Source organism: Lentilactobacillus senioris DSM 24302 = JCM 17472, assembly GCF_001436555.1.
Taxonomy (GTDB): domain Bacteria; phylum Bacillota; class Bacilli; order Lactobacillales; family Lactobacillaceae; genus Lentilactobacillus; species Lentilactobacillus senioris.
The window spans coordinates 218,954-242,517 of the sequence record NZ_AYZR01000004.1; the positions used below are offsets into that span (position 1 = coordinate 218,954).

At 41.3% G+C, this 23,564-nt stretch carries 24 protein-coding genes; 7 read left to right on the forward strand and 17 right to left on the reverse strand.

Annotated features, from left to right (window positions below; translation table 11 throughout):
• Positions 1-13: 13 nt before the first annotated feature.
• The 5 genes from FC56_RS01370 to FC56_RS01390 are packed head-to-tail and all read right to left on the reverse strand — an operon-like array spanning position 14 to position 5,697.
• Complete coding sequence (locus FC56_RS01370) at positions 14-961, reverse strand: ABC transporter ATP-binding protein (protein WP_056977525.1); 948 nt, start codon at positions 959-961, stop codon at positions 14-16.
• Between the two features lie 5 nt (positions 962-966).
• Positions 967-2,058, reverse strand: coding sequence for an ABC transporter ATP-binding protein (locus FC56_RS01375; protein WP_056977527.1), 1,092 nt, complete (start codon positions 2,056-2,058; stop codon positions 967-969).
• Between the two features lie 11 nt (positions 2,059-2,069).
• Positions 2,070-3,095 carry an ABC transporter permease gene (locus tag FC56_RS01380; RefSeq protein ID WP_056977529.1) on the reverse strand — a complete coding sequence of 342 codons (1,026 nt, stop codon included), beginning with the start codon at positions 3,093-3,095 and terminating at the stop codon, positions 2,070-2,072.
• A 17-nt stretch (positions 3,096-3,112) separates the two neighbouring features.
• Positions 3,113-4,039, reverse strand: coding sequence for an oligopeptide ABC transporter permease (gene opp3b / locus FC56_RS01385; RefSeq protein ID WP_056977531.1), 927 nt, complete (start codon positions 4,037-4,039; stop codon positions 3,113-3,115).
• A gap of 26 nt (positions 4,040-4,065) precedes the next feature.
• Positions 4,066-5,697 carry a peptide ABC transporter substrate-binding protein gene (locus FC56_RS01390; protein ID WP_056977533.1) on the reverse strand — a complete coding sequence of 544 codons (1,632 nt, stop codon included), beginning with the start codon at positions 5,695-5,697 and terminating at the stop codon, positions 4,066-4,068.
• A gap of 262 nt (positions 5,698-5,959) precedes the next feature.
• Here FC56_RS01390 and FC56_RS08275 point away from each other — a divergent pair, with 262 nt between their 5' ends.
• Positions 5,960-6,100, forward strand: a complete 141-nt coding sequence (locus tag FC56_RS08275; RefSeq protein ID WP_147649667.1) for a DUF1541 domain-containing protein — start codon at positions 5,960-5,962, stop codon at positions 6,098-6,100.
• A 43-nt stretch (positions 6,101-6,143) separates the two neighbouring features.
• Here the strand turns inward: FC56_RS08275 and FC56_RS01395 are convergent, their stop codons facing one another.
• Positions 6,144-7,139: a tRNA dihydrouridine synthase gene (locus FC56_RS01395; RefSeq protein WP_056977535.1), complete on the reverse strand. Its 996-nt coding sequence runs from the start codon at positions 7,137-7,139 to the stop codon at positions 6,144-6,146.
• Between the two features lie 355 nt (positions 7,140-7,494).
• Here FC56_RS01395 and FC56_RS01400 point away from each other — a divergent pair, with 355 nt between their 5' ends.
• Complete coding sequence (locus FC56_RS01400; RefSeq protein WP_056977538.1) at positions 7,495-8,349, forward strand: GRP family sugar transporter; 855 nt, start codon at positions 7,495-7,497, stop codon at positions 8,347-8,349.
• Between the two features lie 29 nt (positions 8,350-8,378).
• On the opposite strand, the gene FC56_RS01405 is transcribed toward FC56_RS01400, so the two are convergent.
• A complete protein-coding gene (locus tag FC56_RS01405) occupies positions 8,379-9,371 on the reverse strand; it encodes an alcohol dehydrogenase catalytic domain-containing protein (RefSeq protein ID WP_056977539.1) in 993 nt (330 codons plus the stop codon).
• Between the two features lie 171 nt (positions 9,372-9,542).
• Between FC56_RS01405 and FC56_RS01410 the strand changes: the two genes are divergently transcribed.
• Complete coding sequence (locus FC56_RS01410) at positions 9,543-9,887, forward strand: helix-turn-helix domain-containing protein (RefSeq protein ID WP_054670067.1); 345 nt, start codon at positions 9,543-9,545, stop codon at positions 9,885-9,887.
• A 496-nt stretch (positions 9,888-10,383) separates the two neighbouring features.
• Here the strand turns inward: FC56_RS01410 and FC56_RS01415 are convergent, their stop codons facing one another.
• Positions 10,384-11,007 (reverse strand): NAD(P)H-binding protein, encoded by a 624-nt coding sequence (locus tag FC56_RS01415; protein WP_056977541.1) that lies wholly within the window; start codon positions 11,005-11,007, stop codon positions 10,384-10,386.
• Positions 11,008-11,208: 201 nt separating this feature from the next.
• Between FC56_RS01415 and FC56_RS01420 the strand changes: the two genes are divergently transcribed.
• A complete protein-coding gene (locus FC56_RS01420) occupies positions 11,209-11,523 on the forward strand; it encodes a DMT family transporter (RefSeq protein WP_056977544.1) in 315 nt (104 codons plus the stop codon).
• Between the two features lie 292 nt (positions 11,524-11,815).
• Here FC56_RS01420 and FC56_RS01425 read toward each other — a convergent pair whose 3' ends face one another.
• A complete protein-coding gene (locus FC56_RS01425) occupies positions 11,816-12,688 on the reverse strand; it encodes a DegV family protein (RefSeq protein ID WP_056977545.1) in 873 nt (290 codons plus the stop codon).
• Positions 12,689-12,760: 72 nt separating this feature from the next.
• A complete protein-coding gene (locus FC56_RS01430; protein ID WP_056977547.1) occupies positions 12,761-14,611 on the reverse strand; it encodes a hypothetical protein in 1,851 nt (616 codons plus the stop codon).
• A 181-nt stretch (positions 14,612-14,792) separates the two neighbouring features.
• On the opposite strand from FC56_RS01430, the gene FC56_RS01435 reads away from it, so the two are divergent.
• The gene (locus FC56_RS01435) at positions 14,793-16,316 is read left to right on the forward strand and encodes an MFS transporter (protein ID WP_056977549.1); all 1,524 of its coding nucleotides are present in this window, start codon (positions 14,793-14,795) and stop codon (positions 16,314-16,316) included.
• 37 nt (positions 16,317-16,353) lie between these two features.
• Here FC56_RS01435 and FC56_RS01440 read toward each other — a convergent pair whose 3' ends face one another.
• From FC56_RS01440 to FC56_RS01460, 5 genes are all read right to left on the reverse strand, one after another.
• Positions 16,354-16,533: a hypothetical protein gene (locus FC56_RS01440; protein ID WP_054670054.1), complete on the reverse strand. Its 180-nt coding sequence runs from the start codon at positions 16,531-16,533 to the stop codon at positions 16,354-16,356.
• Positions 16,533-17,225, reverse strand: coding sequence for an NAD(P)H-dependent oxidoreductase (locus FC56_RS01445; RefSeq protein ID WP_056977551.1), 693 nt, complete (start codon positions 17,223-17,225; stop codon positions 16,533-16,535). Before FC56_RS01445 ends, FC56_RS01440 begins: the two co-directional genes overlap by 1 nt.
• Positions 17,226-17,333: 108 nt before the next feature.
• The gene (locus FC56_RS01450) at positions 17,334-18,713 is read right to left on the reverse strand and encodes a DHA2 family efflux MFS transporter permease subunit (RefSeq protein ID WP_056977553.1); all 1,380 of its coding nucleotides are present in this window, start codon (positions 18,711-18,713) and stop codon (positions 17,334-17,336) included.
• A complete protein-coding gene (locus FC56_RS01455; protein ID WP_054670051.1) occupies positions 18,703-19,152 on the reverse strand; it encodes a MarR family winged helix-turn-helix transcriptional regulator in 450 nt (149 codons plus the stop codon). Before FC56_RS01455 ends, FC56_RS01450 begins: the two co-directional genes overlap by 11 nt.
• 149 nt (positions 19,153-19,301) lie before the next feature.
• Positions 19,302-19,811 carry a DUF1836 domain-containing protein gene (locus tag FC56_RS01460; RefSeq protein WP_056977555.1) on the reverse strand — a complete coding sequence of 170 codons (510 nt, stop codon included), beginning with the start codon at positions 19,809-19,811 and terminating at the stop codon, positions 19,302-19,304.
• A 150-nt stretch (positions 19,812-19,961) separates the two neighbouring features.
• Here FC56_RS01460 and trhA point away from each other — a divergent pair, with 150 nt between their 5' ends.
• Both trhA and FC56_RS01470 read left to right on the forward strand, forming a co-directional pair.
• Positions 19,962-20,606 (forward strand): PAQR family membrane homeostasis protein TrhA, encoded by a 645-nt coding sequence (trhA, locus tag FC56_RS01465; RefSeq protein WP_056977557.1) that lies wholly within the window; start codon positions 19,962-19,964, stop codon positions 20,604-20,606.
• 82 nt (positions 20,607-20,688) lie between these two features.
• A complete protein-coding gene (locus tag FC56_RS01470; RefSeq protein WP_054670044.1) occupies positions 20,689-20,955 on the forward strand; it encodes a hypothetical protein in 267 nt (88 codons plus the stop codon).
• 56 nt (positions 20,956-21,011) lie between these two features.
• On the opposite strand, the gene FC56_RS01475 is transcribed toward FC56_RS01470, so the two are convergent.
• Entirely contained in the window at positions 21,012-22,814 is a 1,803-nt protein-coding gene (locus FC56_RS01475) for a heavy metal translocating P-type ATPase (RefSeq protein WP_056977559.1), read from the reverse strand.
• A gap of 95 nt (positions 22,815-22,909) precedes the next feature.
• Positions 22,910-23,560 (reverse strand): TetR/AcrR family transcriptional regulator, encoded by a 651-nt coding sequence (locus tag FC56_RS01480; RefSeq protein WP_056977561.1) that lies wholly within the window; start codon positions 23,558-23,560, stop codon positions 22,910-22,912.
• Positions 23,561-23,564: the final 4 nt, after the last annotated feature.

Below are 23,564 nucleotides of genomic sequence, written 5' to 3' on the forward strand. Positions count from 1 at the left end.
CTTTAGGCTTCTTTTATTTTAGTTGCTCTAATGATCGCTTACGGTACATTTCTAATTCTGCTTTGGTTGCTCGTACATAGTGATCAGGCAAGACCTCTAATAATTTACGAGGTTGACCATCATCTTCTGCTTGTGCGTCATACGTAACTTCAGTTCTAGCTTTTTCTAGCCGAGGATCGGGAATGGGAACTGCTGAAAGTAGACTGCGAGTATAATCATGAAGGGGATTTCTATAGATTTCATCAGCAGAAGCAATTTCTAACATTTTGCCGTAGTGCATTACCCCGATTCGGTCCGAAATGTATTTTACCATTGAGAGGTCGTGGGCAATAAAGAGGTAGGTTAATCCCTGGTTTTCTTGAAGTTCTTTTAGCAGGTTAACTACTTGAGCCTGAATCGAGACGTCCAGCGCCGAAATAGGTTCGTCACAAATAATAAAATCTGGATGAACTGCTAACGCCCTGGCAATCCCAATTCTTTGGCGCTGACCCCCTGAAAATTCATGGGGATAACGGCTAGCATGATCTTTATTTAGTCCCACGGTTTCTAATAAATCAGCCACTTGCTTAGTGCGCTCTTCCTTACTGTTGGCTAAGTGGTTGATATCAATTCCTTCGGCAACAATATCTTGCACTTTCATCCGGGGATTTAAGGATGCATATGGATCTTGGAAAATCATTTGCATTTGCCGGCGAAAATGTTGCTGTTGTTTTTTGTCAGTTAGGGAATTGATGTTTTCACCGTTAAAGATAATTTCACCACTAGTGGGTTTATAAAGCTGTAAGATTGCTCGGCCAGTAGTAGTTTTGCCAGATCCGGATTCACCAACTAAACCAAACGTTTCTCCCCGATAAATATCGAAAGTAACGTCGTTAACGGCTTTGACTTCATCGGATTTGCCTACGTTAAAAAACTGATTGAGATGTTTGACTTCTAAAATTTTATCTTGTTCATTGACCAATATTCCTACACCTCCTCTTCACTACGATGTTGAGTTCGTTCTTGAGCTAATATCTGTTGTCGCTCGAATTCATATTGGTGTTGGCGTTTGCTAATGGCTGCTGGTGGCACCACTTTCGGCGCTCTAGGATCTAGTAACCAAGTGGCAGCATAGTGGGTATTAGAAACTTCGAAAAAGGGTGGTTGTTTTTTTAGATCAATTGCTAAGGCATATTTATTTCGGGGAGCAAAAGCATCACCAACTGGTGGGGTCAACAGATCAGGCGGGGTGCCGGGAATAGATGGCAAATATTTAGCATTGGTGTCTAGGGTGGGCATAGACTCTAACAATCCCCAAGTATAGGGATGTTGCGGGTTATAAAAAATTTCTTCCGCAGTGCCGTATTCAACAATCTTGCCAGCATACATCACTGCCACTCTGTCAGCCATTCCAGCTACCACGCCTAGGTCATGGGTGATGAAAATAATGGAGGTATTGATTCTTTCCTGAAGTTTTTTCATCAAGTTAAGGATTTGGGCTTGAATGGTAACGTCTAAAGCGGTGGTCGGTTCATCGGCAATTAAAATATCGGGGTGATTAATCAAAGCGATGGCAATCACAATTCGTTGCCGCATCCCCCCTGAAAATTGGTGGGGATAGTCGTTAATCCGTTCTTCGGCATTGGTAATCCCAACTGCTTCCATCATCTTAAGGGCTTCTTCTCTAGCCTTAGCTGGTTTAGTACCTTTGTGAGCGATTAATGGTTCGGCAATTTGTTTGCCAATTTTCATAGTAGGGTCCAAGGAAGTCATTGGATCTTGAAAAATTTCAGCGATATCTACACTACGGAGTTGTTCCATTTGCCGGTTGGAAAGTTTTAATAAATCCTGGTTTTTATACTCAATAGTGCCATTAGCAACCACGGCATTGTTGGCTAGAAGCCCCATGATGGCCCTGGTGGTTACTGATTTGCCTGAACCTGATTCACCCACGATGGCCAAAGTCTCTCCTCTGTGAAGATCAAAACTAACGTCGCGAATAGCTTTAACAGTGCCAGCATAGGTTTTAAAATTAATTTCTAGATTACGAACTTCTAAAATATTATTTGAATTTTCCATACTATCACCTGCTATTTAGATTTTGGATCAAAGGCATCGCGGAGGCCATCTCCAAATAAATTGAAACAAATCATTAATATGGAGAGGACAATCGCTGGAAACCACATTTGATAAGACAGAAATTGGAAATTCTTTTGTCCGTCGTTTAGTAAAGTACCTAAGGAAGCTTGCGGTGCAGAAATCCCAATCCCAATGTACGATAGAAGCGCTTCGAAGAAGATGGCACTAGGGATGGTAAACATGGTATTGATAATTACCACGCTAGATAAGTTGGGTAGGAGATGCTTAGTGGCAATTTTGACGGGATTTTCCCCTAGGGACCTAGCCGCCAGGATAAACTCCTGGTTTTTTAGCTGCATGGTTTCTGCCCGAACTAGCCGCGCCATGCTAGTCCAACTGGTGATGGCAATTGCCAAAATAATGGAAACCATCCCTGGCTTGAGCACTAAGATCAGCAAAATGATAACTACTAAGTTGGGAATCGACATAATGATTTCGATAATTCGTTGCATAAAATTATCTATTCGACCGCCCTTCCACCCGGAGATAATTCCGTACGCAATTCCAATTGTCAGGTCAAAGAAGGTAGCGACTAGGGCGATAGTTAGAGAAATTCTAGTTCCGTAAAGCACCCGAGAAAATAGATCCCGACCGAAGGAATCTGTTCCCATTAAATAAAAGGTTCCCGGCTTCATTCCGGCTTGTTGATAGGCATCGACCCTGGTGCCACCCTGCATGATAGTTCCGTTTAGTCCCGGAATTGGGACCCCTGGAATTTTGGCAGGTAAATTAGTAGCCGCCGGGTTTTGGGTGTTGGGATTATGGGTTTCAAAGAAACTAGAGCCGAAGGCCAAAATGAAGAAGAGAATTAAAATCACCATTGAGACCATTGCACTTTTGTTTTTCTTTAATCTGCGCCAGGCATCCTGGGTGAAAGTTAGTGACGGTGCTGAAATTTTTTCATCATCTAGGTTGGCTTTTACGGATTCCGGGATAAGTTGAAAGTCTGCATCACTAGGTTGAGATTGATTAATCATGGTTGTCCCTTCTTTCCTTAATTTTTATCAGTCAAGCGAATCCGGGGATCGACCAGACTGTAGATGATATCGGTAATTAAAAGTACTACCATCAGCATCACACTGTAAACAATCGTTAATCCCATGATAGTAGGATAATCGTTGGTTAACACGGATTTAACGAAGAGCTCGCCAATTCCGGGAATTGAAAAAATATTTTCTACGACCATTGACCCGGTCATGATTCCCACGGCCAGTGGCCCCACCACCGTTAGGAGTGGAATTAAACTATTCCGAAGTGCATGGTGGTAAATGATCCCGACTTTAGTGAGTCCCTTGGCTTTGGCTAACTCGATATAGTCAGAATTCATAACGTCGACCATTTCAGTTCGCATGAACCTAGCCGATTCAGCTAATGGTGAGGCAGCTAGTGCCAAGGATGGCAGGACGGTAAAGATAAAGCCGCCCCAGTTAGCGATTGGGAACATGTGCAGCTTAACTCCGAAGAAATATTGAAAGAGAACCGCCAACACAAAACTGGGGATGGAAATCCCCAGAATGGAAATGATGGTGGTAGAAGTGTCCACCCAAGTATTTTTCTTAACTGCTCCTAAGGCCCCAATTAAAGTTCCGATGGGTACCCCGACGATGATCGCTTGCAATCCTAATTGAAGTGATGGCCCGATTCGGCTACTAATTAGGTAGGAAACGGGTTGATCGCTAAATTGAAAGGAAGTACCGAAGTTACCGTGCAATACGTTGCCTAAATAAGAAACGTATTGTTGCCAAAGGGGTTTGTCGAGCCCGTATTGCTGGTAAATAACGGCAATTTGGGACTTGCTTAATTTGGCTTGATTATTCAGCGGAGTACCGGGGAGTAACTTCATCAAAAAGAAGGTAATGGTAATAACAATAAAGAGGGTTAATAAAAGGTAAAAGATACGTTTCAATAGATATCTAGCCATTATGTCACTTCCTTAATTCCGTGGCTTTACTTAGTTAAGTAAGCCTTGCTGTAATCCCAGTTAGAGCCGGTTGGGTAGTAGATAACACCCTTGACGTTGGACTTAACTAGTTGGGGTTGAGCTTGTTGGTAGAGTGGAATTACCCCGGCTTGGTCGGTGATTAACTTGTTGGCCTTTAGCATAGCATCCCAACGTTGAGCCGGCTTGTTAGCTAGACTACCGCTGGCAGATTTAACTAACTTATCGTATTCCGCGTTAGACCACTTACCATTGTTGTAGGAACTGTTGGTAGTAAAGAGGTCTAGGAAGGAACTAGCATCCGGATAATCAGCACTCCAAGCAGAAACGACTAGGTCGAAGTCACCGGCAGAAGAACGGGCCAACCGGGTCTTAAATGGTAGATTTTGGTTGGTAATCTTAAGTCCGGGGAGCTTTTCAAATTGTGATTGCAGGTATTCGGTAGTGCTCTTTCCTGAGGCGGTATCGTCTGATAAGAGGTTCAGATTAATGCTGGACTTGCCACTTTCCTTTAGGGCTTCTTTCCATAACTGCTTAGCCTTGGTTTCGTTGTAGCTGGTCATGGCTTTGTCTTCGGAAACTACGGCAAAGTCTTTACCATCACGGTATTGCATCTTGGTAGGAACGAAACTGTTAGAAGCTAGGGAACCGTCTTTTAGGATTTTATCGACGAACTGTTCTCTGTTAGCAATTAGGGACAGAGCTTGGCGAGCTTTAGTGTTCTTAAAGAGGGGTTGCTTTTTCTCATTCATTTCTAGGTAGAAAGTCGAAGCTGAATTTCTAAGCACATAATCCTTATTCTTGGTGAATTGTTGAACCTGACTTCCTGACAAGGTGGTTAAATCAAGCTTGCCGGCTTGGTATTGGGAAAGTGAAGTCTGAGGATCTTTAACCGTCCAATATTTTACTTGGTTGAGCTTAACGTTTTTAGCTCCCCAGTATGATTTGTTTTTTACCATCGTCCAGGTATCGTTGGTTCCGTTCCAGCCGGTAAGTTTGAATGGCCCGTTGTAAACCATGGCTTTGCTGGTGGTACCATACGTGCTACCGTATTTTTTCACTACTTTTTCGTTTTGGGGATAAAATTGGGGGTTAGCCACTAACTGGTTAAAGTAACTCTGAGCGTGGTTTAAATCGACAACTAGCTTATATTTGCCCACTGCCTTGACCCCTAATTGAGAGGGACTTAACTTACCAGCGTTAATTTTAGTGGCGTTTTTAACGTTATCAAACAGGTAAGCATATTGGGAAGCGGTTTTAGGATTAACGATTCGTTGCCAAGAGTAAACGAAATCTTGGGCGGTAACGTCATCACCGTTACTCCACTTGGATGGGCGGAGGTTATACGTATAGCGGGTCCCATTATTGGAAACGGTCCAACTCTTAGCCAAAGCCTTATGCAAAGAACTATTAGTTCCAAATTTTAGGAGCCCTTCGTTGGTGTTATTTAGGGTTTGGGCCGAAACGATATCGGTACTTTTAGAAACGTCCATGGTAGTTAGACTAGAACTGGTTTGGACGTTAAGGGTTTTGTTTTTGGCCTTAGTGGTGTCCGTCGCAGAATTAGATCCGCACGCGGCGAGCAAGGTGGTTCCCACTATTGAAATGACCCCGAAGGTAATGGCTGACTTTGATTTCATATGTAACACTCACTTTCTATTGACTGATTTAAGTTCTATTTAAGTTTGACAGTAATAGTAAATGATAAAAGATGAGTTGTAAATGAGAAATTTTCTAATCTAAATCATAAGGCGGTTTCAACCACTTGTTCTATAAGGGATAAAGGCGAATTAATTTTTTCAAAAAATGAGTATTTTCTCATTTTTGTAAGGGTTTTCTAATATTATAGCTGGAATGAATCTTGCAATAAGGCGTTTAGTTAGTTTATTTTGGTAAAACGATATACAAAAGGGAGGGGCTCAGGCCACTATTGTTTCCTCGCAAGAAAGTAATGTTTACATTGTGGATGTGGCTCCGTTTGAAGGGCAAAAAGCCATGAATAATCATCGGTGGTTATTGCAATCGGAGTTAAAAGCTAGATAATAAAAAACCCGTAATGACCATTAGTCATTGCGGGTTTTTCTGATTATTTTAAAATATCCGAGGCCGCCAACATTTGACGAACTTCATCAGTTGATTTGGTGTCCATCAATTCGGCTCTTAAATCTGCTGAATGAGGAATTGATTTAACGTAAATCTTGAAGAATCTCTTCAAGGATGGGAACCGTGGTGAATCATACAACTTAGAAAAATCATCGAAGAGATCTAGTTGTAGCTTGAGTAAGTCGATTAGTTCTTTAGGAGTATGCGTGTGTGGATCAGCTTCAAAAGCAAATGGGTTTGCAAAAATCCCACGACCAATCATCACTCCGTCTAAACCAGGATGTTCAGCGGCCAACTTATTAGCTGCTGTCCGATCAGCGACGTCGCCGTTAACGGCAATCAAAGTATTTGGAGAAATTGCATCTCGCATTTTGATGATGTCGTCAATCAATTCATAGTGGGCAGGCACCTTACTCATTTCTTGGCGAGTTCTCATGTGAACGGTTAAGACCTGGACTTCCTGTTCTAATAAGAAAGGAATCCATTCTTTGAATTCTTCGGGTTTACTAAAACCAAGCCGGGCCTTTACACTAACTGGTAAACCGGCCTCTTTGGTTGCTGCAATGACTTCGGCAGCGGAATCTGGATGGCGAATTAAGTCACTCCCACCGTGATTTTTAATAACGGTGGCGTCTGGACAACCGGTGTTGATATCAATGGCTTCAAAGCCCTTTTCCTTAACGGCAAACGCCGCTTTACGGAAATCTTCGCCAACATTGCCCCAAAGTTGGACGATGGGTTTGATCGGTTCATTTTCAGAAATATATAAACGGCCCTGCGCCGCAAATTTAGCTTTAGGGTGGGTAATGCTTAAGGCATTAACAAATTCAGTATTGATAACGTCTGGAGCCGCTGCAGAATCAACGACCTGACGGAAAACGGCGTTAGTCACGGCTTCCATGGGAGCCAGACTCAAAAACGGCCGGTGTTCGGCCCGTGTTTTAGCAGCAATTTTTTGCCAATATGGTGAAAGTTCCACGGGAAAGTCTCCTTTACTTATTAAAAATTATTAACTTGTCCATTTTAGCAGAAAATAAGTCAAAAATGTAATTTTAAATCTAAACCTATGATAATTGTGAATGAGGGATTGAATTTTTGATTAGTGGGAATGTTCGATTATTTGGTTGGTAATTTTTTGTGCGAAAGACAAAATGGAAAAAATTTACAGTGCTATAATCACTGGTAAATAAGCATTAATAACGCTAACATTTTTTGTGAAAAGATAAACGTCCTTTATTTGTTGAAAATAATTTTCAAAATTTTTGCTTTTTGCTTGAAACAACAAAATGAAAAGGTTATCATAAACTATGCGAATTGAGAAAGGATGATTGATTATGGGGTTACTTTGGCTATTTTTACCCGCCCTTGGTTGGGGGTTATTGCCGTTTTCAATTGCATTAATTGGCGGTAGTACAAAAAACCAAATTTTTGGAACGGCGATGGGAACGTTAGTCGCTAGTCTAGGTGTGATTGCTGTGATAGGGGTACATATCTCCGTAAAGGACTTTATCATGGCTGCCCTAGCCGGAGCCTTTTGGATCTGTGGTCAAATCGGCCAATATGTTGCATATCGCAATATTGGGGTTTCTAAAACCATGCCGGTATCTTCCGGGTTGCAATTGATTGGAACGTCCTTAATTGGGGTTTTGATCTTTGGTGAATGGAGCACGCCGGTTGCCAAAACAATGGGCTTTATCGGTATTGGTCTCCTAGTGCTAGGTGTTTTCTTAACTTCTTACACTCAAAAAGGTGATAAGCAGGGTAATAATGTTAAAGCGACTTACACTGTCTTAGTCTTAACCACAATTGGTTATTTAATTTATAATACAATTCCTAAAGGAATGTCTTCATCTGGCTTAGCGATCTTCTTTCCAGAATCAGTCGGGATGGTAATTGCTGTGTTGATCTATTTAACATTCAGCCATGATTTGAAAGCCTTGAAGGAAGCTAAAAGTTGGAAACAAATTATTTCTGGGTTAGTCTTTTCGTTAGCTGCGATTACTTATATCTTCTCAGTTAAGGAAAATGGCGTGAACACCGCTTTTGTAGTCGGCCAATTATCAATGGTATTGTCGACGTTAGGAAGCTTAATTTTCTTACATGAACATAAAACTACTCGTGAATTGATCTTTACAATTATTGGTTTGGCCTTAATTGTGATGGGAGCAATTGTCACTACGATAAACTAAAAAAGATGCCTGCGGGCATCTTTTTTAGTTTATATTGTCAGCACCAATTTACCCGTTGTATGCCCAGTCTTAAGTTGGTCTAACATCGCAGTAATGTTAGCTGCATTCAGACCAGTATAGGTAGTTATTTGAGGAGCACTAATTGCGTGTTCATCGATTAATGCCGCAATTTGGGTCAATATTTGTCCTTGGCTGGCTTCGTCTACATGAAAAAGAGATTTAGTAAACATGAATTCCCAATCAAATGAAGCGGCTTTATTTTTGAGTTTTCCAATAGCTATGTCATTAGGAAATTCAACAATGGTACCTACGTGACCTAACGGAGCAACTAGTCTGGTTACATCGCTCCAGTAAGTAGTGATGTCGAAAAGACTAACTACATACTCGAAAGAGTTGTCGGGAAGGTCGCTGATAGTTATCTCAGCATCGGCATGGTAGTCAATGGGCTGAGCAACCCCTAATTGTCGGAGATAATCAAATTTTTTAGGGCTTGAGGTGGCGGTGACCGTTAGTCCAGCCCATTTGGCTAGTGGAATTAAAACGGAAGCCACGCCACCAGCACCATTGATTACTAATAAATTACCAGAGTTAGCGTTGGCTTCAGCGATTACGTGCATCTTTTCAAATAACAGTTCGGCAGCAGTTAGGCTAACTAATGGCATTGCGGCAGCTTGTTCAACGGTTATTTCAACCGGCTTTAGAGCAACTAGATCTTCATTGACCACTTGGTATTCTTGAAAACTACCGTTGCGATTAACTGCCCCGGCGTAAAAGACTTGATCGCCAATTTGAAATTTAGTGGCACTAGACCCCAGAGCGACTACTTGTCCGACGGCGTCATATCCTAGAATTTTAGGAGCGCTTTGGCCATCCCTAGATTCTAGCTGTTTGACGTCTACTGGATTAGCAGCTACAGCTTGAATTTTTACTAAAACGTCTTTAGCGTCAGGAGTGGGAACTTCAATATTAGCATCCGTTAATTCATGGTTAGCGTTCATTAATACGGCTTTTTGTTGAGTCATTTAATCCCTCCTTAGGTAATTAAAATACTAATTTTTTCTTAATGGCCCCATTGTAACAACAAATCCGGACTCCACCAAAAAATAATTATTTCAGAGCTCTCTTTTGCCTAACTGAAACTTCATTAGTATGCTTAAGCTAGAATTATAGAACTGTAGTTAGGAGGAGCGCTCATGTTATTTTCAGAAGTCTTTGCCCAACAACGTCAGGCTAAGTCCTGGACGGTTCAAAACGTAGCACAGAAGTTAAAAGTTAGCAGTGACACAGTGGTGAATTGGGAGGCAGAAAAGCACCTACCTAACATTTACCAACTTATTCAAATTAGTGATTTATTTCAGATTAGCTTAGATGAATTAATTAAAGACGACTCTACGTTGCAACGTAGTTTGGGAGAAGCTAAAAGTTGGAACACTAACTATAAGGAAAACTATAAGGAAAACTTATTTGCCAGATATTGGTGGCTGATTTTCCCAATTTTATGGTGGATTTCTTGGATGGTATTAGAACTAAATCGCTAAATAAAAAAACTCCCATCACTGGGAGTTTTTACAGTTAGAAGATTAAAATTAAGATTAAGCCGATCGATGGTACGAATTATCAACTTACCGTTTGGTGGACAGTTAGTTGCTTCACACTAGCCTAAATAGCTAAGTATCGATCTGTCTATAATATATTGCGGGCAGCAAGTAAAGTCAAGGAAACGACTTAAAGTAGATTGATTCACAAAGCTACCTACCTCGTAATTATTATCTAATAATTGGCTAAATGCACAACGTAGTCGCTATAAATTAACTTATAGCTTAAGCGTGATTAGCCAAAATAATTATAAAAGGCGTAATTTGGTTTAGTAATTCACGTTAAAGCCGATATACATTTGTGAATTTTACGATTAAAGCCGACTAAAACGCCTATTTAATCACGTTTCACTTGTTACAAAAGTTTGCTAATCAATGATCGAATGCATAAAAATGCAAAATTAAATTATAAGTTCAATAATTTGCAAACGGCTTCTAATTAAAAGAGGTTTTCAACTTTAGTTTCACCAGAGTGCATGGTAATCACTTTTCGATAAGTAGCAGGTTGGGTAAGCATTGCTGCTAAAACGGCCGCTACATCTGGGATTGGATTATCACCACCATCTGTGACGTCAAGTGTCACACTGCCAGTTCCTTCCACATCTTGAAGGGTACCGGGTTGTAAAATAGTGTAATTGCCGGTGAAATTATCAATAACCCATTTATCTGCAAAATATTTCGCAATGTTGTAATCGGTTAGACTAGCCAAACCGGGAATTCCAGCCCAACGAGCGGGTTCGGTAGCGAAAAGAGAACTTAATAAAATAAAGCGGTCGATATGGTTATCCATAGCAGCTTGGGCGACTTTAACAGCTCCAAAAGCATCTGTTTGCAATAAATCTGCGCCACGGGAGCCAGCTACGAAGTAAACTGCGTCCATGCCTGCCAATTTGGGGCTTAAGCTAGCTAAATCATCGTGCATATCAAATTTAACTGGGTGAACATTGCTATCCGTACTTTCGGGATGGCGGGCTCCAGCATAAACTTCATGGCCACCTGCAACGAGAAGATCGGTCAATTGCTTTCCGACGCGACCACTAGCTCCGACAACAAAAATTTTCATGATAAGTCCTCCTAAAATTTTAATGGTGCCTTATTTATAGGTGTTTCACTATTAAAAGTCAAGTAACAACGGTAGTTGACAGGCTAATATTAGTTTGAGATGATACCTAAAAAGCACCACCGGGTGTGAGCACTTATAAAACTCATTAGGTCTTAGTTGAGTTTTGTAGGTGCTTTTTGTCTTTCATAGGGAGGGAATTAAATGACTTGGTTTTATTTAGTAATCGCTGGAATTTTTGAAGTGGTGTGGGCTACGACTATGAAGCTCAGCCATGGATTTAGTCAGTTGGGCTATAGTTTGGCGACGTTAATCGGCATGAGCTTGAGTTTTGGTTTTTTGGCGTTAGCCACTAAACACTTGCCGTTAAGCATTGCTTACCCGGTCTGGACGGGAATTGGGGCAGTGAGCTCCATTATTATAGGAGTAACTTTGTTTCACGACCAACTTTCACCAGCTACCTGGATATTTGTGGGATTATTAGTGATTAGTATTTTAGGAATTAAATTAACTAGTTGAAAGCACAAAAAAACCGCCATTGAAATGGCGGTTAGCAATTACCTAAAATTCGTTAGGAAAATTGCCGCGATTCGTCAACCAACCTATAGTAGTCGGAGGTGGTTGAACGCGCAGCTACGCGCGGCGTGCAATGCACGCGACGACATCTTTGTCGCCTAGATTTGGCACCTATTAGTTTATTATAGCATGATATTTCAAAAATTGGTAGCCAGGGGCAATTATCAGTCAAATTGCTTTAGAACTAAAACTAAATAAAAAGCCCAATTCTGAAACTAAGTATTGGGCTTTTAGATTATTCAGTAAAGTATTCCTTGATCCAGGATAAAACAAACGAATTACTACCAATATGGGTACCAACTACCGGGCCAATTTGACCCACTTCAGTAGTGGTATCGGGGTAGCGACTGCTGAAATCAACCTGCCAATCTTCAATAGCTTTTAAGTTATTAGTTCCTGAAAGCATAACGTGTAATGGATAATCAGTATCTTGATAAACTTCAGCAAAGCGATCCTCAATGTTTTGGAGGGCTTTTTTCATGGTTCGAATTTTGCCGATTGGAACAATCTGGTGTGTATCCTCAGTTAAATTCAAAATCGGTTTGATTTTGAGCAATCCACCCGCAAAAGCGGCAGAATTGCTTAGCCGGCCACCAGTGACCAAGTTTTTGAGATCATCAACTACGAAGAATACCCCAATGGAGGCGCGTAGTTCGTCTAACTTATCCAGGATGGTTTTTAAATCAGTACCTTCATTGGCTAGCTGAGACGCCACTCGCACTAAGTAGGCCATTGGTTCAATGGTGATATGCGAATCGTAAATCACAATCTGGGCTTTGGAATAATTTTGGGTAAACATCTTTAGGTTGTTAATAAAACCAGTAATTCCAGAGGTTAAGTGAATACTAATAATTTGGTCGTACCCTTGATCAGCGATCTTATCATAAAGTGACAACATATCTTGCGGAGTAGGCGGAGCAGTTGTGGGCAATTTGTCCAAGGTGGGGAGAGTAGTATAGAACTCATCGTTATCCATGCTAACCCCTTCGATATAAACATGTCCTTTCATAGTGAATGAAATCGGTGCTACGAAAACATTGTGCATCGCTGCCACTTCATCAGAAGTGAGATAAGCAGTACTATCAGTCACGATTGCAATTTTACTCATTTGATTAACCTCGAATCTACAGTAATAACTACCAATTTAGGGAAAAAATAGTTATCAGTCAAGTTAAGGGCGTTAATTAGTTTTGCTATTTGACTTTAATTGATGATCAACAAAGGTTTTGGCATCAATTTGGTTGACCTGATTATCGGTGACGGAGCGGACCTTAAAGGACACTTTGTCGCCTTCTTGAATAAATTGGTCGATGGCTTGGAAATCTTTGTCGTCAGTGGCTAGTGAGTACACCACATCGCTATTTTTAAGCATAAATAACAATTGCTTATCATCCTTTAAGAATCGGTACACCGTTCCAGAAACGGCTTTTTCGGTAGCCACATCATTAGTTTCGGCCGTCTTGTTTCCTAGTCGGGCGTTATAAAGAGCTAAAGTACTCTTAGCATCATCACCGACTGCATAGGTGCCACTCTGGTTATTACCGTCTGCTAATAGGTAAACATACTTCATGAAGGAGTTGTTGTCCCGATCCAACATGGATACTACCCAGGTTGGTTGACCACCTACGCGGTACAGCAATGGCAGGGTTCCCTTGTAGTTTTGGGGATTAATATCTTGTTGGGCGTAGGAAATGGCTCGTTCGGGAGTCATAACATTGCCGTGTTCTCGATAGTAATGGAGGGTGTTAGTTCGAGCGTCCACAAAGGAGTAACCAAGAATTGAGCTTTGATGGGTATTGATACTAGTCATTCCGGTGAAGTAGTAAATGCGACCTTTGTAGGCGTAAGGGGTTAAAGTATCTCCTCCTTCTGTCCCGGCATTGGTAGGTTGCATAACGTCGCTGTGGCCTCCGATTTGGGTGGCGTTCCAAAAACCATGGCGGTATTTACCAAACATGGAAACTTCTTTGCTGACCCAGTCTGGACTGACTGCAATATCTACAAATTTAGGAACGTTGTTAGGGCTATAAACATTAACTTTACCAGTAACCGTGTTTAAAACGGCAACTTTGTAGTGAGTATAGTCGTAATTACGGTTGAAGTACGAAATTGGTTTGGCTAAGGTTCGAACGTAGTAGGGGGTGCCTTGGTTATCGACTTCTAATTGAGCAGTTTTACCAACCATAGTGTATCCCAATGAATGAGCACTAATTCGGCGATCAGCGTCACTATTGAAGTAAGCACTAGGGGTGTAACGCATGGGTTTGCTGATGAACTTAGGGTCAGCATTTTTATCGGTAGCGTTGGTCATAAAGTAACCCGGAACTTTTTGATAGTGAATGTAACGCCAGAAGCCGCCAGAAAATTCAACTGGTGCGACGTAAACCATGTGGTTGCGATACATTTGAACTCGCATGGCGTTTAAGTCGTAAACGTTGGAATTTTTAAAGCTATTTAGGGAGTTATTCATGTCCGTGGAAATGGTTTGCGGGGCATTTACTACCGGGGTTTCATCGGAATTTTTGATGACGGGCATCGGAGCTCCTTTGGTGCTGTTCACCACTTCGGTTTTAATGGATTTAACTGAAGGGGTGGGGTTCATATAGGTGATTAATCTAGCCACACTGTTAAGGGCTACTAATACTACGATGGAAAGGGCCCCCACAATGGCTAATCGACTGAACCAGCCAAAGGTTTCGCCTAATTGAGAAACGATGCGACTAACTAAAGGAGATTTGGATTCCTTAGCAGCATCGACTACTTGGTCGCCACGGCCCTTGGTAAACCAACGGTAAACGGCTACGGCAATCATCCCCACCACAAAACCGGTTAAGAAACTATCGATTAAAGACGGATAGGCTAGGTCTGGTAGCGCAAAATACGTGTTGACATAGGTGATGATAAACAAAAGTACAAAGCCGATGAGACCCCACCGGCGAACTGATTTGGTCCCAATGATCAATAACCAAATTAACGGGATGATTAATCCGGATAATTTGACTAAGGCAATGAGGGCAAAATAACTAAGCATGTATGTATCCTCCAATTTTCCTCTAACTGTGCTCATTATACTATGGAGATTAGATTGGCTGTCAAACTTCTCAAATTAATGGTTTTCGAACCGCAAGCATAAGATTTTTCAATAGTCTTTTCCTATGGTTTGATTAGTTATATTATATAAGCTAACAACTAAATAATAAGAGGAGTTTATTTTGTCAAAACGAAGCATCATTATAGTTACATTTGCGCTACTGTTATCCAACGCCATGAACGGATTGGACAGCACCATCATCAATACGGCCTTGCCAGCAATCATTAGTGATTTGCATGGGCTGCAGTTGATGGGGTGGATTGTAGCGGTTTTTTTGTTGGGGACGGCAGTAACTACGCCGTTATGGAGTAAGTTAGGTGAACATATTGGTAATAAAGCAGCTTTTCAAATTGCTACCCTGTTGTTTGTAATTGGGTCGTTTTTGGAAGGGATGTCACCTAACATTATCTTCTTGATTGTTGCACGGACCATCATGGGAATGGGGTCCGGCGGGATGACTTCGATTCCTTACATTATTTACGCCAAGTTGTTTTCTGATCCTAGAAAACGAATGAAAGTATTAGGGTTTGCGACCGCTAGTTACAGTGCTACTAGTATTATTGGCCCGCTGGCTGGTGGCTGGATTGTTGATACTTGGAGTTGGCATTGGGTTTTTTATCTAAATGTGCCTATCGGACTATTAGCAATCTTGATCGTTCAGATCTTCTTTAAGAGTTCTCAAGTACCCGATCACTCCCAACCAGTGGATTATTTAGGAGCTACCTTAATGACTATTGGCTTGGTTACCTTATTGACCGGGGTTGAAGAAATTGGTATTTTAACCACTTCAGTAGTCTTACTGTTGATTGGGGTAGGGATTGCTTTTATTATTGCTATGTTTGTGGTGGAACAACGAGTGGCGGACCCGATTATTCCAAGTCGGTTGTTTAAGAACAAAGCGTTAGTAATTGACTTTGTGATTTTTATGTTAGTTTGGGGCGCGTTTATCGGCTTTAATATCTACATTCCAATGTGGGCCCAAGGGTTATTAGGCACCACGGCTATTATTGGTGGGGCCACCCAAATTCCCGGTTCCTTTACCAATTTCGGGGGTTCTGAATCGGTTCCAAGTATGCGCCGACAGTTAAATCCAAACCAAGTAATTGGTGTCGGCATCGTGATGATTGCGATCGCGTTTGCGATTTTAGCTCTCGTAGGAGTCAAATCCCCTTATTGGGTATTATTGATCGCCGGAATGTTTGAAGGCTTTGGCAATGGGGTTTGCTTTAACGAACTACAAGTTAAAGTTCAACAGGACGCTGATGAAGAAGATGTTCCAGTGGCTACTTCGTTTAGTTTTTTGATTCGGATGTTAAGCCAAATGTTTATGGCCTCAATTTACGGGGTAATTTTAAACCATGCGCTCTTTACCGGAATTAAGCAGGTTCATGGGCAAGTAACCATAAAAATGATGAACAAACTCAGTGATGCTAGCGCGGTAGGACAACTACCTAAAGTTTTATTGCCCACTATGCGGCGAATTTTACATAGTGGAATTCACGAAATTATGGTGGTATCCCTAGTGATTTTGATTGTTACTGAAGGCATTAATTATTATGAACAACAGCGTCAGACTAGCTTAACAACTAAGCCAGTCAACTTATTATCTAAGCTGACTGCTCACCGTAACCGGGTGGCGCATTAATAAAAGAACCTGAGACATATGTCTCAGGTTCTTTTATTTACCATTTTCCTGGATTCCATAGTCGACCGTCTAGTTCACCTTGAATCTGGGCAGAGCGGCTGGCTTGTTCCTTAATAACGGTTTGCAGAGCAGTTAAAAAAGCTCGGTCTTCGTAAGCCGGTTGCTTCTTTTTTAACTCTTCAACTTGCTGTAACAGCCAATCGGTATTTTCAGCCATTAGTCCTCCTCTCCTTCCTTAAGTAAATTCAAAGCATCTCGAAGCTGTTCGAGATCGGCTTGATTTTGTGCGAAAGTATCGGCGATTAATTGGCCAGTAAATTGATCAGCCGCTGGCAATTTAGCGATGAATTTCGGCAACTGGTTCGCGAACCAGGTTTCTCGATTAGCTAAAGAATCGGGGGCTGGTTGGGTTAAGTAACGCTGATAGTCAATTAATAACTGCATTTGCTCCGCTTCTTGTTGGTAGCTAAATTGAGCAATTGGCATAGCCGGTAGAATCTTCATTTGGGCTAAATGGCCGACCGCCCGTAACGATGCCAGCATTTCATCGATGGTGATGTTTTCAGTACCACCATGACGAAAGTCTTTGAGTGGTCTGCCAGTAGTTACCACGATGCCCAGTTCCTTGTTGGCTAACGGGAAGCGTCCATCACCATAAATGAAGTTTCTGGTTAAAACGGTATCTTCCCAGTCCTTTAGGCTAGCGGGCGCAGCGTACCAGTAAAGGGGAAACTGAAAAATGATCCGGTCCGCAGTTCTCAGTAGTTGTTGTTCTGCTTCGACATTTAGTTGGGCAATGGCATCTAAATGATGCCACTCCACGTTCATGGCTTGCGCCCCCTGATACAAAAATTCCTGAGTTTGTGAGTTTTCGATTTCTGGGTGGGCAACAATAATTAAAGTTTTCATCAATAACCTCCCAATGCTAGCTAATAGGATAACACATGCCGGTTGTAAAAGTTAACCGCAAACAAAAAGGACACCCCGCAAGTGTCCTTTAGTTAATTATTTAGTTAATTATTTAGTTGGTTTGAAAGTGTAGTGATAACTAATGAAGTTAATCAAGATCAAAACGCCCATAAAGATGAAAACGTGTTGAGTTCCTGATTGCATCACGGCTGCGGCGCCGTGGCCACTACCAGAAGCTAAGAAGCTAGATGCAATTGCAGTTCCGATGGAGCCACCAAATTGTTGAAGGGTATTAAACCAAGCGTTGGCGTCGGCTTCGGATTCACGGCCCACAGCAGTTAATGCATAGGTCATAGTATTAGCAAATGACATAGTCATCCCGATAGCAAATAGGAGGTAAGCTCCGAGAATCATCATTGGACTCATGTTCATGCTAATAGCAGCAAATAAGACAATGGCTACGAAGAAAACCGTATTTCCGGTAACAATTGGCTTTTTGGCCCCTAAACTATCGTACATCCGGCCCCAAACGGGGTTTAATAGTCCAGAAATTAAACTCCCAGGAAGTAGGATTAAACCGGCAGTCAATGAGGTATCGTGATCCGCAATTTGGGCGTAGTTAGGTAATACGAAGTTAATTCCGATATTTGCTACTTGAATGAAGATGTAAGCTAATAGGGCAAAGTCAAAGACCCGATTCTTAAAGATCTTAATATCAATTAAGACACGACTAGAATGATTAGAAATGACAACGAAGATCCAAAGAGCAATTACTGTAATTACTAAACCTAAGGCTAGTTGCCAATTGAGCCAACCTAAAGCACTAACTGAGTTGAAGGCTAATGTAAGACTGACAAAGACGATGGCTAAGAAGATTAAGCGTAACCAGTCGAATTTTTCTTTGCGAAGGGGGGTCTTTTGATCGATTGAAAAACTAAGTAATAAACCTAAGATCATTAGTGGTAATGTGATCCAGAAAATATCTCGCCAGCTTAAGAAGAAGACAACGATTCCCCCAAAGGTAGGTCCTAATGCAGGAGCTAGGGAAACAACTAAGCCCCCGATCCCCATGAAGATACCTCGTTTGGCCATAGGGGCACGTTCTAAGATGATGTTAAACAGTAATGGTAAAACGATCCCGGTCCCGACTGCTTGGATTAACCGACCTAAAAGTAGGATGGTGAATTGAGGGGCTAAGGCACAGATTAAATCACCGACAATGGAAAAAATGACTCCGGTAATAAAAATATTACGTTCTTTAAATCTACCTTTAATGTAAGCTGAACAAACAATGATAATGGAAACCATCAAGAGATAACCAGTGGTTACCCATTGAACCGTTGCTAGCGGTACGTTGAATTGTTTGGTTAAAGTTGGAAAAGTGACGTTCATTGCGGTTTCAATGAGGACACCTAAGAAAGCCATTAAGGCTGCGGCAACAATGGCAATGACGTCTTTAGTAGCCATTTTGTCTGAACTATTTTGCATTTTGAATTCTCCCTTTTTCATTGAGTTTGGCGGCTTTATATAGTAACGGCAAAACGGTTTGTTGTTCTGCTTCTGATAAAACGCCAAAAGCTTGTTCTTCGGCTTCTACCGTTAGTTTATGAAGGAGAGGCTGTAGTTTTTCTCCCTGAGGGGTTAAAAACAGACGACTGGTACGTTTGTCACCAGCGTCTACCCGCTTTTCTAACAACCCTAAGCTAACTAGCTTGGCCACGGAACGAGCAATTGTGCTGTGGTCTAGAAACATACTCTTGGTCAAATCATCTTGGGATGCGCCAGGATGATCAGCAATGAAGAAAATAAAGAAGTAATTACTGTTATTGAGCCCCAGCGGTTTGAGCTGCTTATTGAGGTAATTACTGATAATGCGACTTAAAATACCAATTCCTAACACCTGATCACCCTTGCTATTTGAACCCATGAGTAGCCTCCTTTAAAAAAATATGTGCATTTGCACATAAAATAACGACAAGTGCTATCATAATGGTTTTGAAAATAATTGTCAAATAAAAAAGGATTTAATCACGAAAAACGTGACGAAATCCTTTTAGATGCTTGGTTAACTGCTAATTATTGGGCTTTGGCAATAATTGGATCAGCAGCTGCGTTTCCGTTAACCAAGTGTTTAACGATTGTTTGGTATAACACGGCTCTGATTGCCATAATCTGATAATCATCAACCGGCTGTGATGGAATAGCCTCTAACTGAGCAATTTCTGCGTTATATAACACGGTAAACTTAGAATAGTTATCTGGAACTTTTACTCCGTCCCTAGATATTTGAATCCCCCGATTAATAGTGTCTAAAGAAAAAGTGGACTTCATTAGACTAACGACAATGATTTGGGCAATGTTAAGACGCCCGTAACGTTTTTTGATAGGCTTGTTGACTAGTCCCTTCTTCACGTAACTGTTAATCATGGTCTTAGTAATCGATGTATCAGTTAGGGGAACTATGTATTGGTTGACCTCGTCAATAACTTGATCCATATATAAATCTAACGGGGAAAGTTCTTCCCAGCTAGGTAAGCGCAAACGCCGATATTCTGCTAACCAATTCTCGAATGATTTTGAATCCACGATATGCCTCCTTTGGTACTAGTTGATAGCTCTTATTATACCCATAAAGTGAATAAAAATTAATCATTTTTTAATGTGGAATTAAAATCTACTTAATCTTGACTATTGAAACTATTTTATGTATTCTAAAACTAGATAAGGAGGGGTACTATGCAAGTAACATTTAATAAGTCAACTCAGATTGTGTATGAAGTTTTAGACGCTATTACCCATGGAATTGGCTTAATCGCCAGTGCTATTTTAGGTGGTTTTTTAATTAGTAAGGGAGTTTCCACTCACTTAACCGGAATACAAATTGCTAGTTTAGTGGTCTATGTGGTCAGCTTACTAGGGCTGTATTTAGCATCGACTTTATTTCACTGCTTTGTGTTTACTAAGGCTAGCCGCGTTTTTCAGATTTTAGATCATAGTAATATTTTCTTGTTAATCGCGGGGACCTATACACCATACTGCCTTATTTTTATTAATAGTCCAGCAGGTAATTGGTTGTTACTGACGGTTTGGGTATTGGCCCTTTCCGGAATTGCCCTTCACATTTTGTCGCATGGTAAACACCAAAAAATAGAAACCAGCATTTATGTTATTATGGGTTGGTTATGTATGTTCTTAGCTAAAAATTTATATGTCAGTCTCGATCCAACGGGATTTTGGTTATTGGTATCAGGGGGAATCGTATTTACAGTTGGCGCTGTAATTTACAGCTTTCCGAAGTTTCCAGGGTTACATTTGATTTGGCACTTCTTTGTAATGGCTGGCACATTGTTGATGTTTTTGTCTATTTATTTAAATATTTAGTAATAGTTGTTTTTTACCTAAATGTTATTATAATTAATAGCGAATGATTAATTGTAATTTTAATGAAGGTAGACGATTTATAGTGAATTTCAAGGGTTATGACTTACGGATCGTTGCGATGGTGGCTATATTTGCTAATGTAATTTTTTCGTTGCTGCTAATATATGCTAGCGATATGGAAATATCTGGAAAGTTAGTCGGTGTGGTTTTAGGGATGTGGTACTTAGGGATGTTGGTCTATTACTTGTATCAGCGGTGCGTAATTTGTGCTGTAATTATTGGTCTATCAGCTGCATTAATTCCTGTAACTATGATAGTTAGTGACTTCATATTGACTTCGTGGTTTTAATATGAAAAATAAAAACCAAGATAATACCTGATAGTTGGTAGTATCTTGGTTTTTATTTATAGTTTTTTACGAATTCCACGGGCACGAAGAGCGTATAAAATAGTGACGGTATCTACTACTTCTTGAAATAGGGCCCCAATAATAGTGGGAATAATTCCGGTAGCTGCGATTAACATTAAGATGGTACAAATTGCAATTCCGATTAATACCGCTTCCTTGGCAATAAGCATCGTATCCTTAGCGATTTTAATCGCTGCTGGCACTAATCCGAGGTTATCCTTCATAATTACCACGTCAGCCGATTCACTGGCTGCAGTGGCTCCGTAAGCCCCCATAGCGAAGCCAACATCGGCAGTGGCTAGGGAAGGAGCATCATTAACTCCGTCACCAACCATTCCGACTGGTCGTAGGTCTTTAGGAGTTGTTTTTAACACAGTAATCTTTTCAGCGGGAAGCTTGGGAGCGAAGACTTGATCAATCCCCACTTCTGCGGCAATTTGCTCAGCAATAGCTCGGCGATCTCCTGAGATCATCATTAGGTTATGAATTCCTAAGTCATGAAGTTCACTCATTACCGCTGGTCCCTCTGGTCGAAGTTCATCGGTAAGGGTGATGTAACCGGCATAATCACCATCGACTGATACAAAAACACTAGTGGCGTCGACTTGCGGAGCATCATCTGCAACAAAACTAGCTTTACCTACTTTAACTAATTGGCCGTTAATTGTAGCTGAGACTCCTTGAGCGGTAACTTCTTGAACGTTAGTAGCCGGAGGAATGTTTTCACCGGCAGCACTGACTAGCGAACGGGCAAGGATATGTCCAGAATGTTGTTCTACTCCAGCGGCCAGAGAAAGTAATTCTGTTGGTGACCAGCCAGTTTCTGAATTGATTTGATCAATAGTAAGATGGCCTTTAGTGATGGTACCGGTTTTATCAAATCCCAGTGATTTTAACGCGGCGGTTTTTTCAATTATTGAACCATTTTTGATCACGATACCGTTACGACTAGCGCGGCTCATACCAGATACAAAAGCAATTGGGGCTGCTAAAATCAAAGGACAAGGCGAAGCTACCACGAGTACTTGCGCAAAACGTACTGGATCACCAGACAACCACCAGGCAACCCCGGCAATTACGTAAGCAGTGAGGGTAAACGGAACGGCGTAACGATCGGCCATGCGGACAAAGTGAGCCGGCTGACTATTAGCCTCTTGAACTAACTTAACGATACTTTGATATTGACTGTCAGCAGCTGTTTTAGTCGCTAACAAGGTGATGGCATTGTCACCATTAACTGCTCCAGACATTACTAAATCACCAGCAAGTTTATCCACTGGCCGAGACTCACCGGTCAACGAAGACTCATCAACCGTAGTTTCTCCGGCAAGCAACTGACCGTCTACCGGTACGACTTCACCGGGCCTCACCGTTAAGCGATTACCCACTTTAACTGCATCAACATCAATATCAATGACTTGTTCATTAGTTTCTAATCGGTGGGCTACTCGCGGTGAATTAGCAACTAGCTCATGTAATTCTGCGTTAGCTTTATTAGCAGCGTAATCTTCCAAAGCGTCACCACCGGTTAACATTAGCAATACAATCAAAGCTGCCCAAAATTCACCAACGGCTAGCGTGGCTACGATCGCTGTGATCGCCAATAAGTCCACACCAAAATTTCCCTTTCTCAGAGTTTGAACCATATCAATGAACATCAAAAGAGCTAGAATAGAACCTAAGACGGTAACTAGGATTTGAGCTGCTTTTACTTGGTTAAACCCAAAAGTTAATATTAACGCGGCAATTCCGATTCCTAGGACCCACCAAAGACGCTTGTAATCACTGAATTTTTGCATAGTGGCCATCCTCCGTAGTTTATAATCGTTATTATCTAACCAGAGTATAACAAAGGCGCAACTCACTGTCTAATTTGAGCGTTGCGCCTTTTTAGCTATTTATTGGGTGCTAATCCTCGTTCGAAAAATTCTGCTGTTTCAGTCAGAGTTTGCTCTAATTCAATGGGTGAAGAGAAGATAACAATTCGGGCTCCATATCCCAATAAAACGGAAATGATATATTGAAAAATGCGTTCATTATCCCAGTTGATTAACTTGTTCCGTTCCTTGAGTTGGTCAAATTGATGATATACTGCTGGCACAATTGTAGTAGTTATTAACTGGGTAAATTCTTTAACTGGTTGGGTTTGTTTTAAGATTTCTCCCAGTAGAATTCTGAGTTCCTTTTGGTTATCCCAAACGAATTGAAGGCGATCTTTGCCAATTGTAATGATTAAATCCGAGATACTTTCAAATGGGTGGTTAGTGATCACCCGTTTAAATTCGGATGCCATCTGAGGAGTGACATCAGTAATGATTGGTTTTAATACGGCGGTGAGGAGTTGTTCCTTAGTTTTGAACCGTTTGTAAACTGTTCCTTCACTGACGTTTGCCAAGGTAGCAATTTGTTTAGTAGTGGTGTTATCAAACCCTTGAACGGCAAAAAGATCGAGGGCAGCTTGTAGTACCTGCTTTTGCTTGGCGGGTAGTTCTTGGTCATCTTGCAGATTGTTTTGGAATAAATCCCTGAGTGGGGTAGGGGGCATAAAG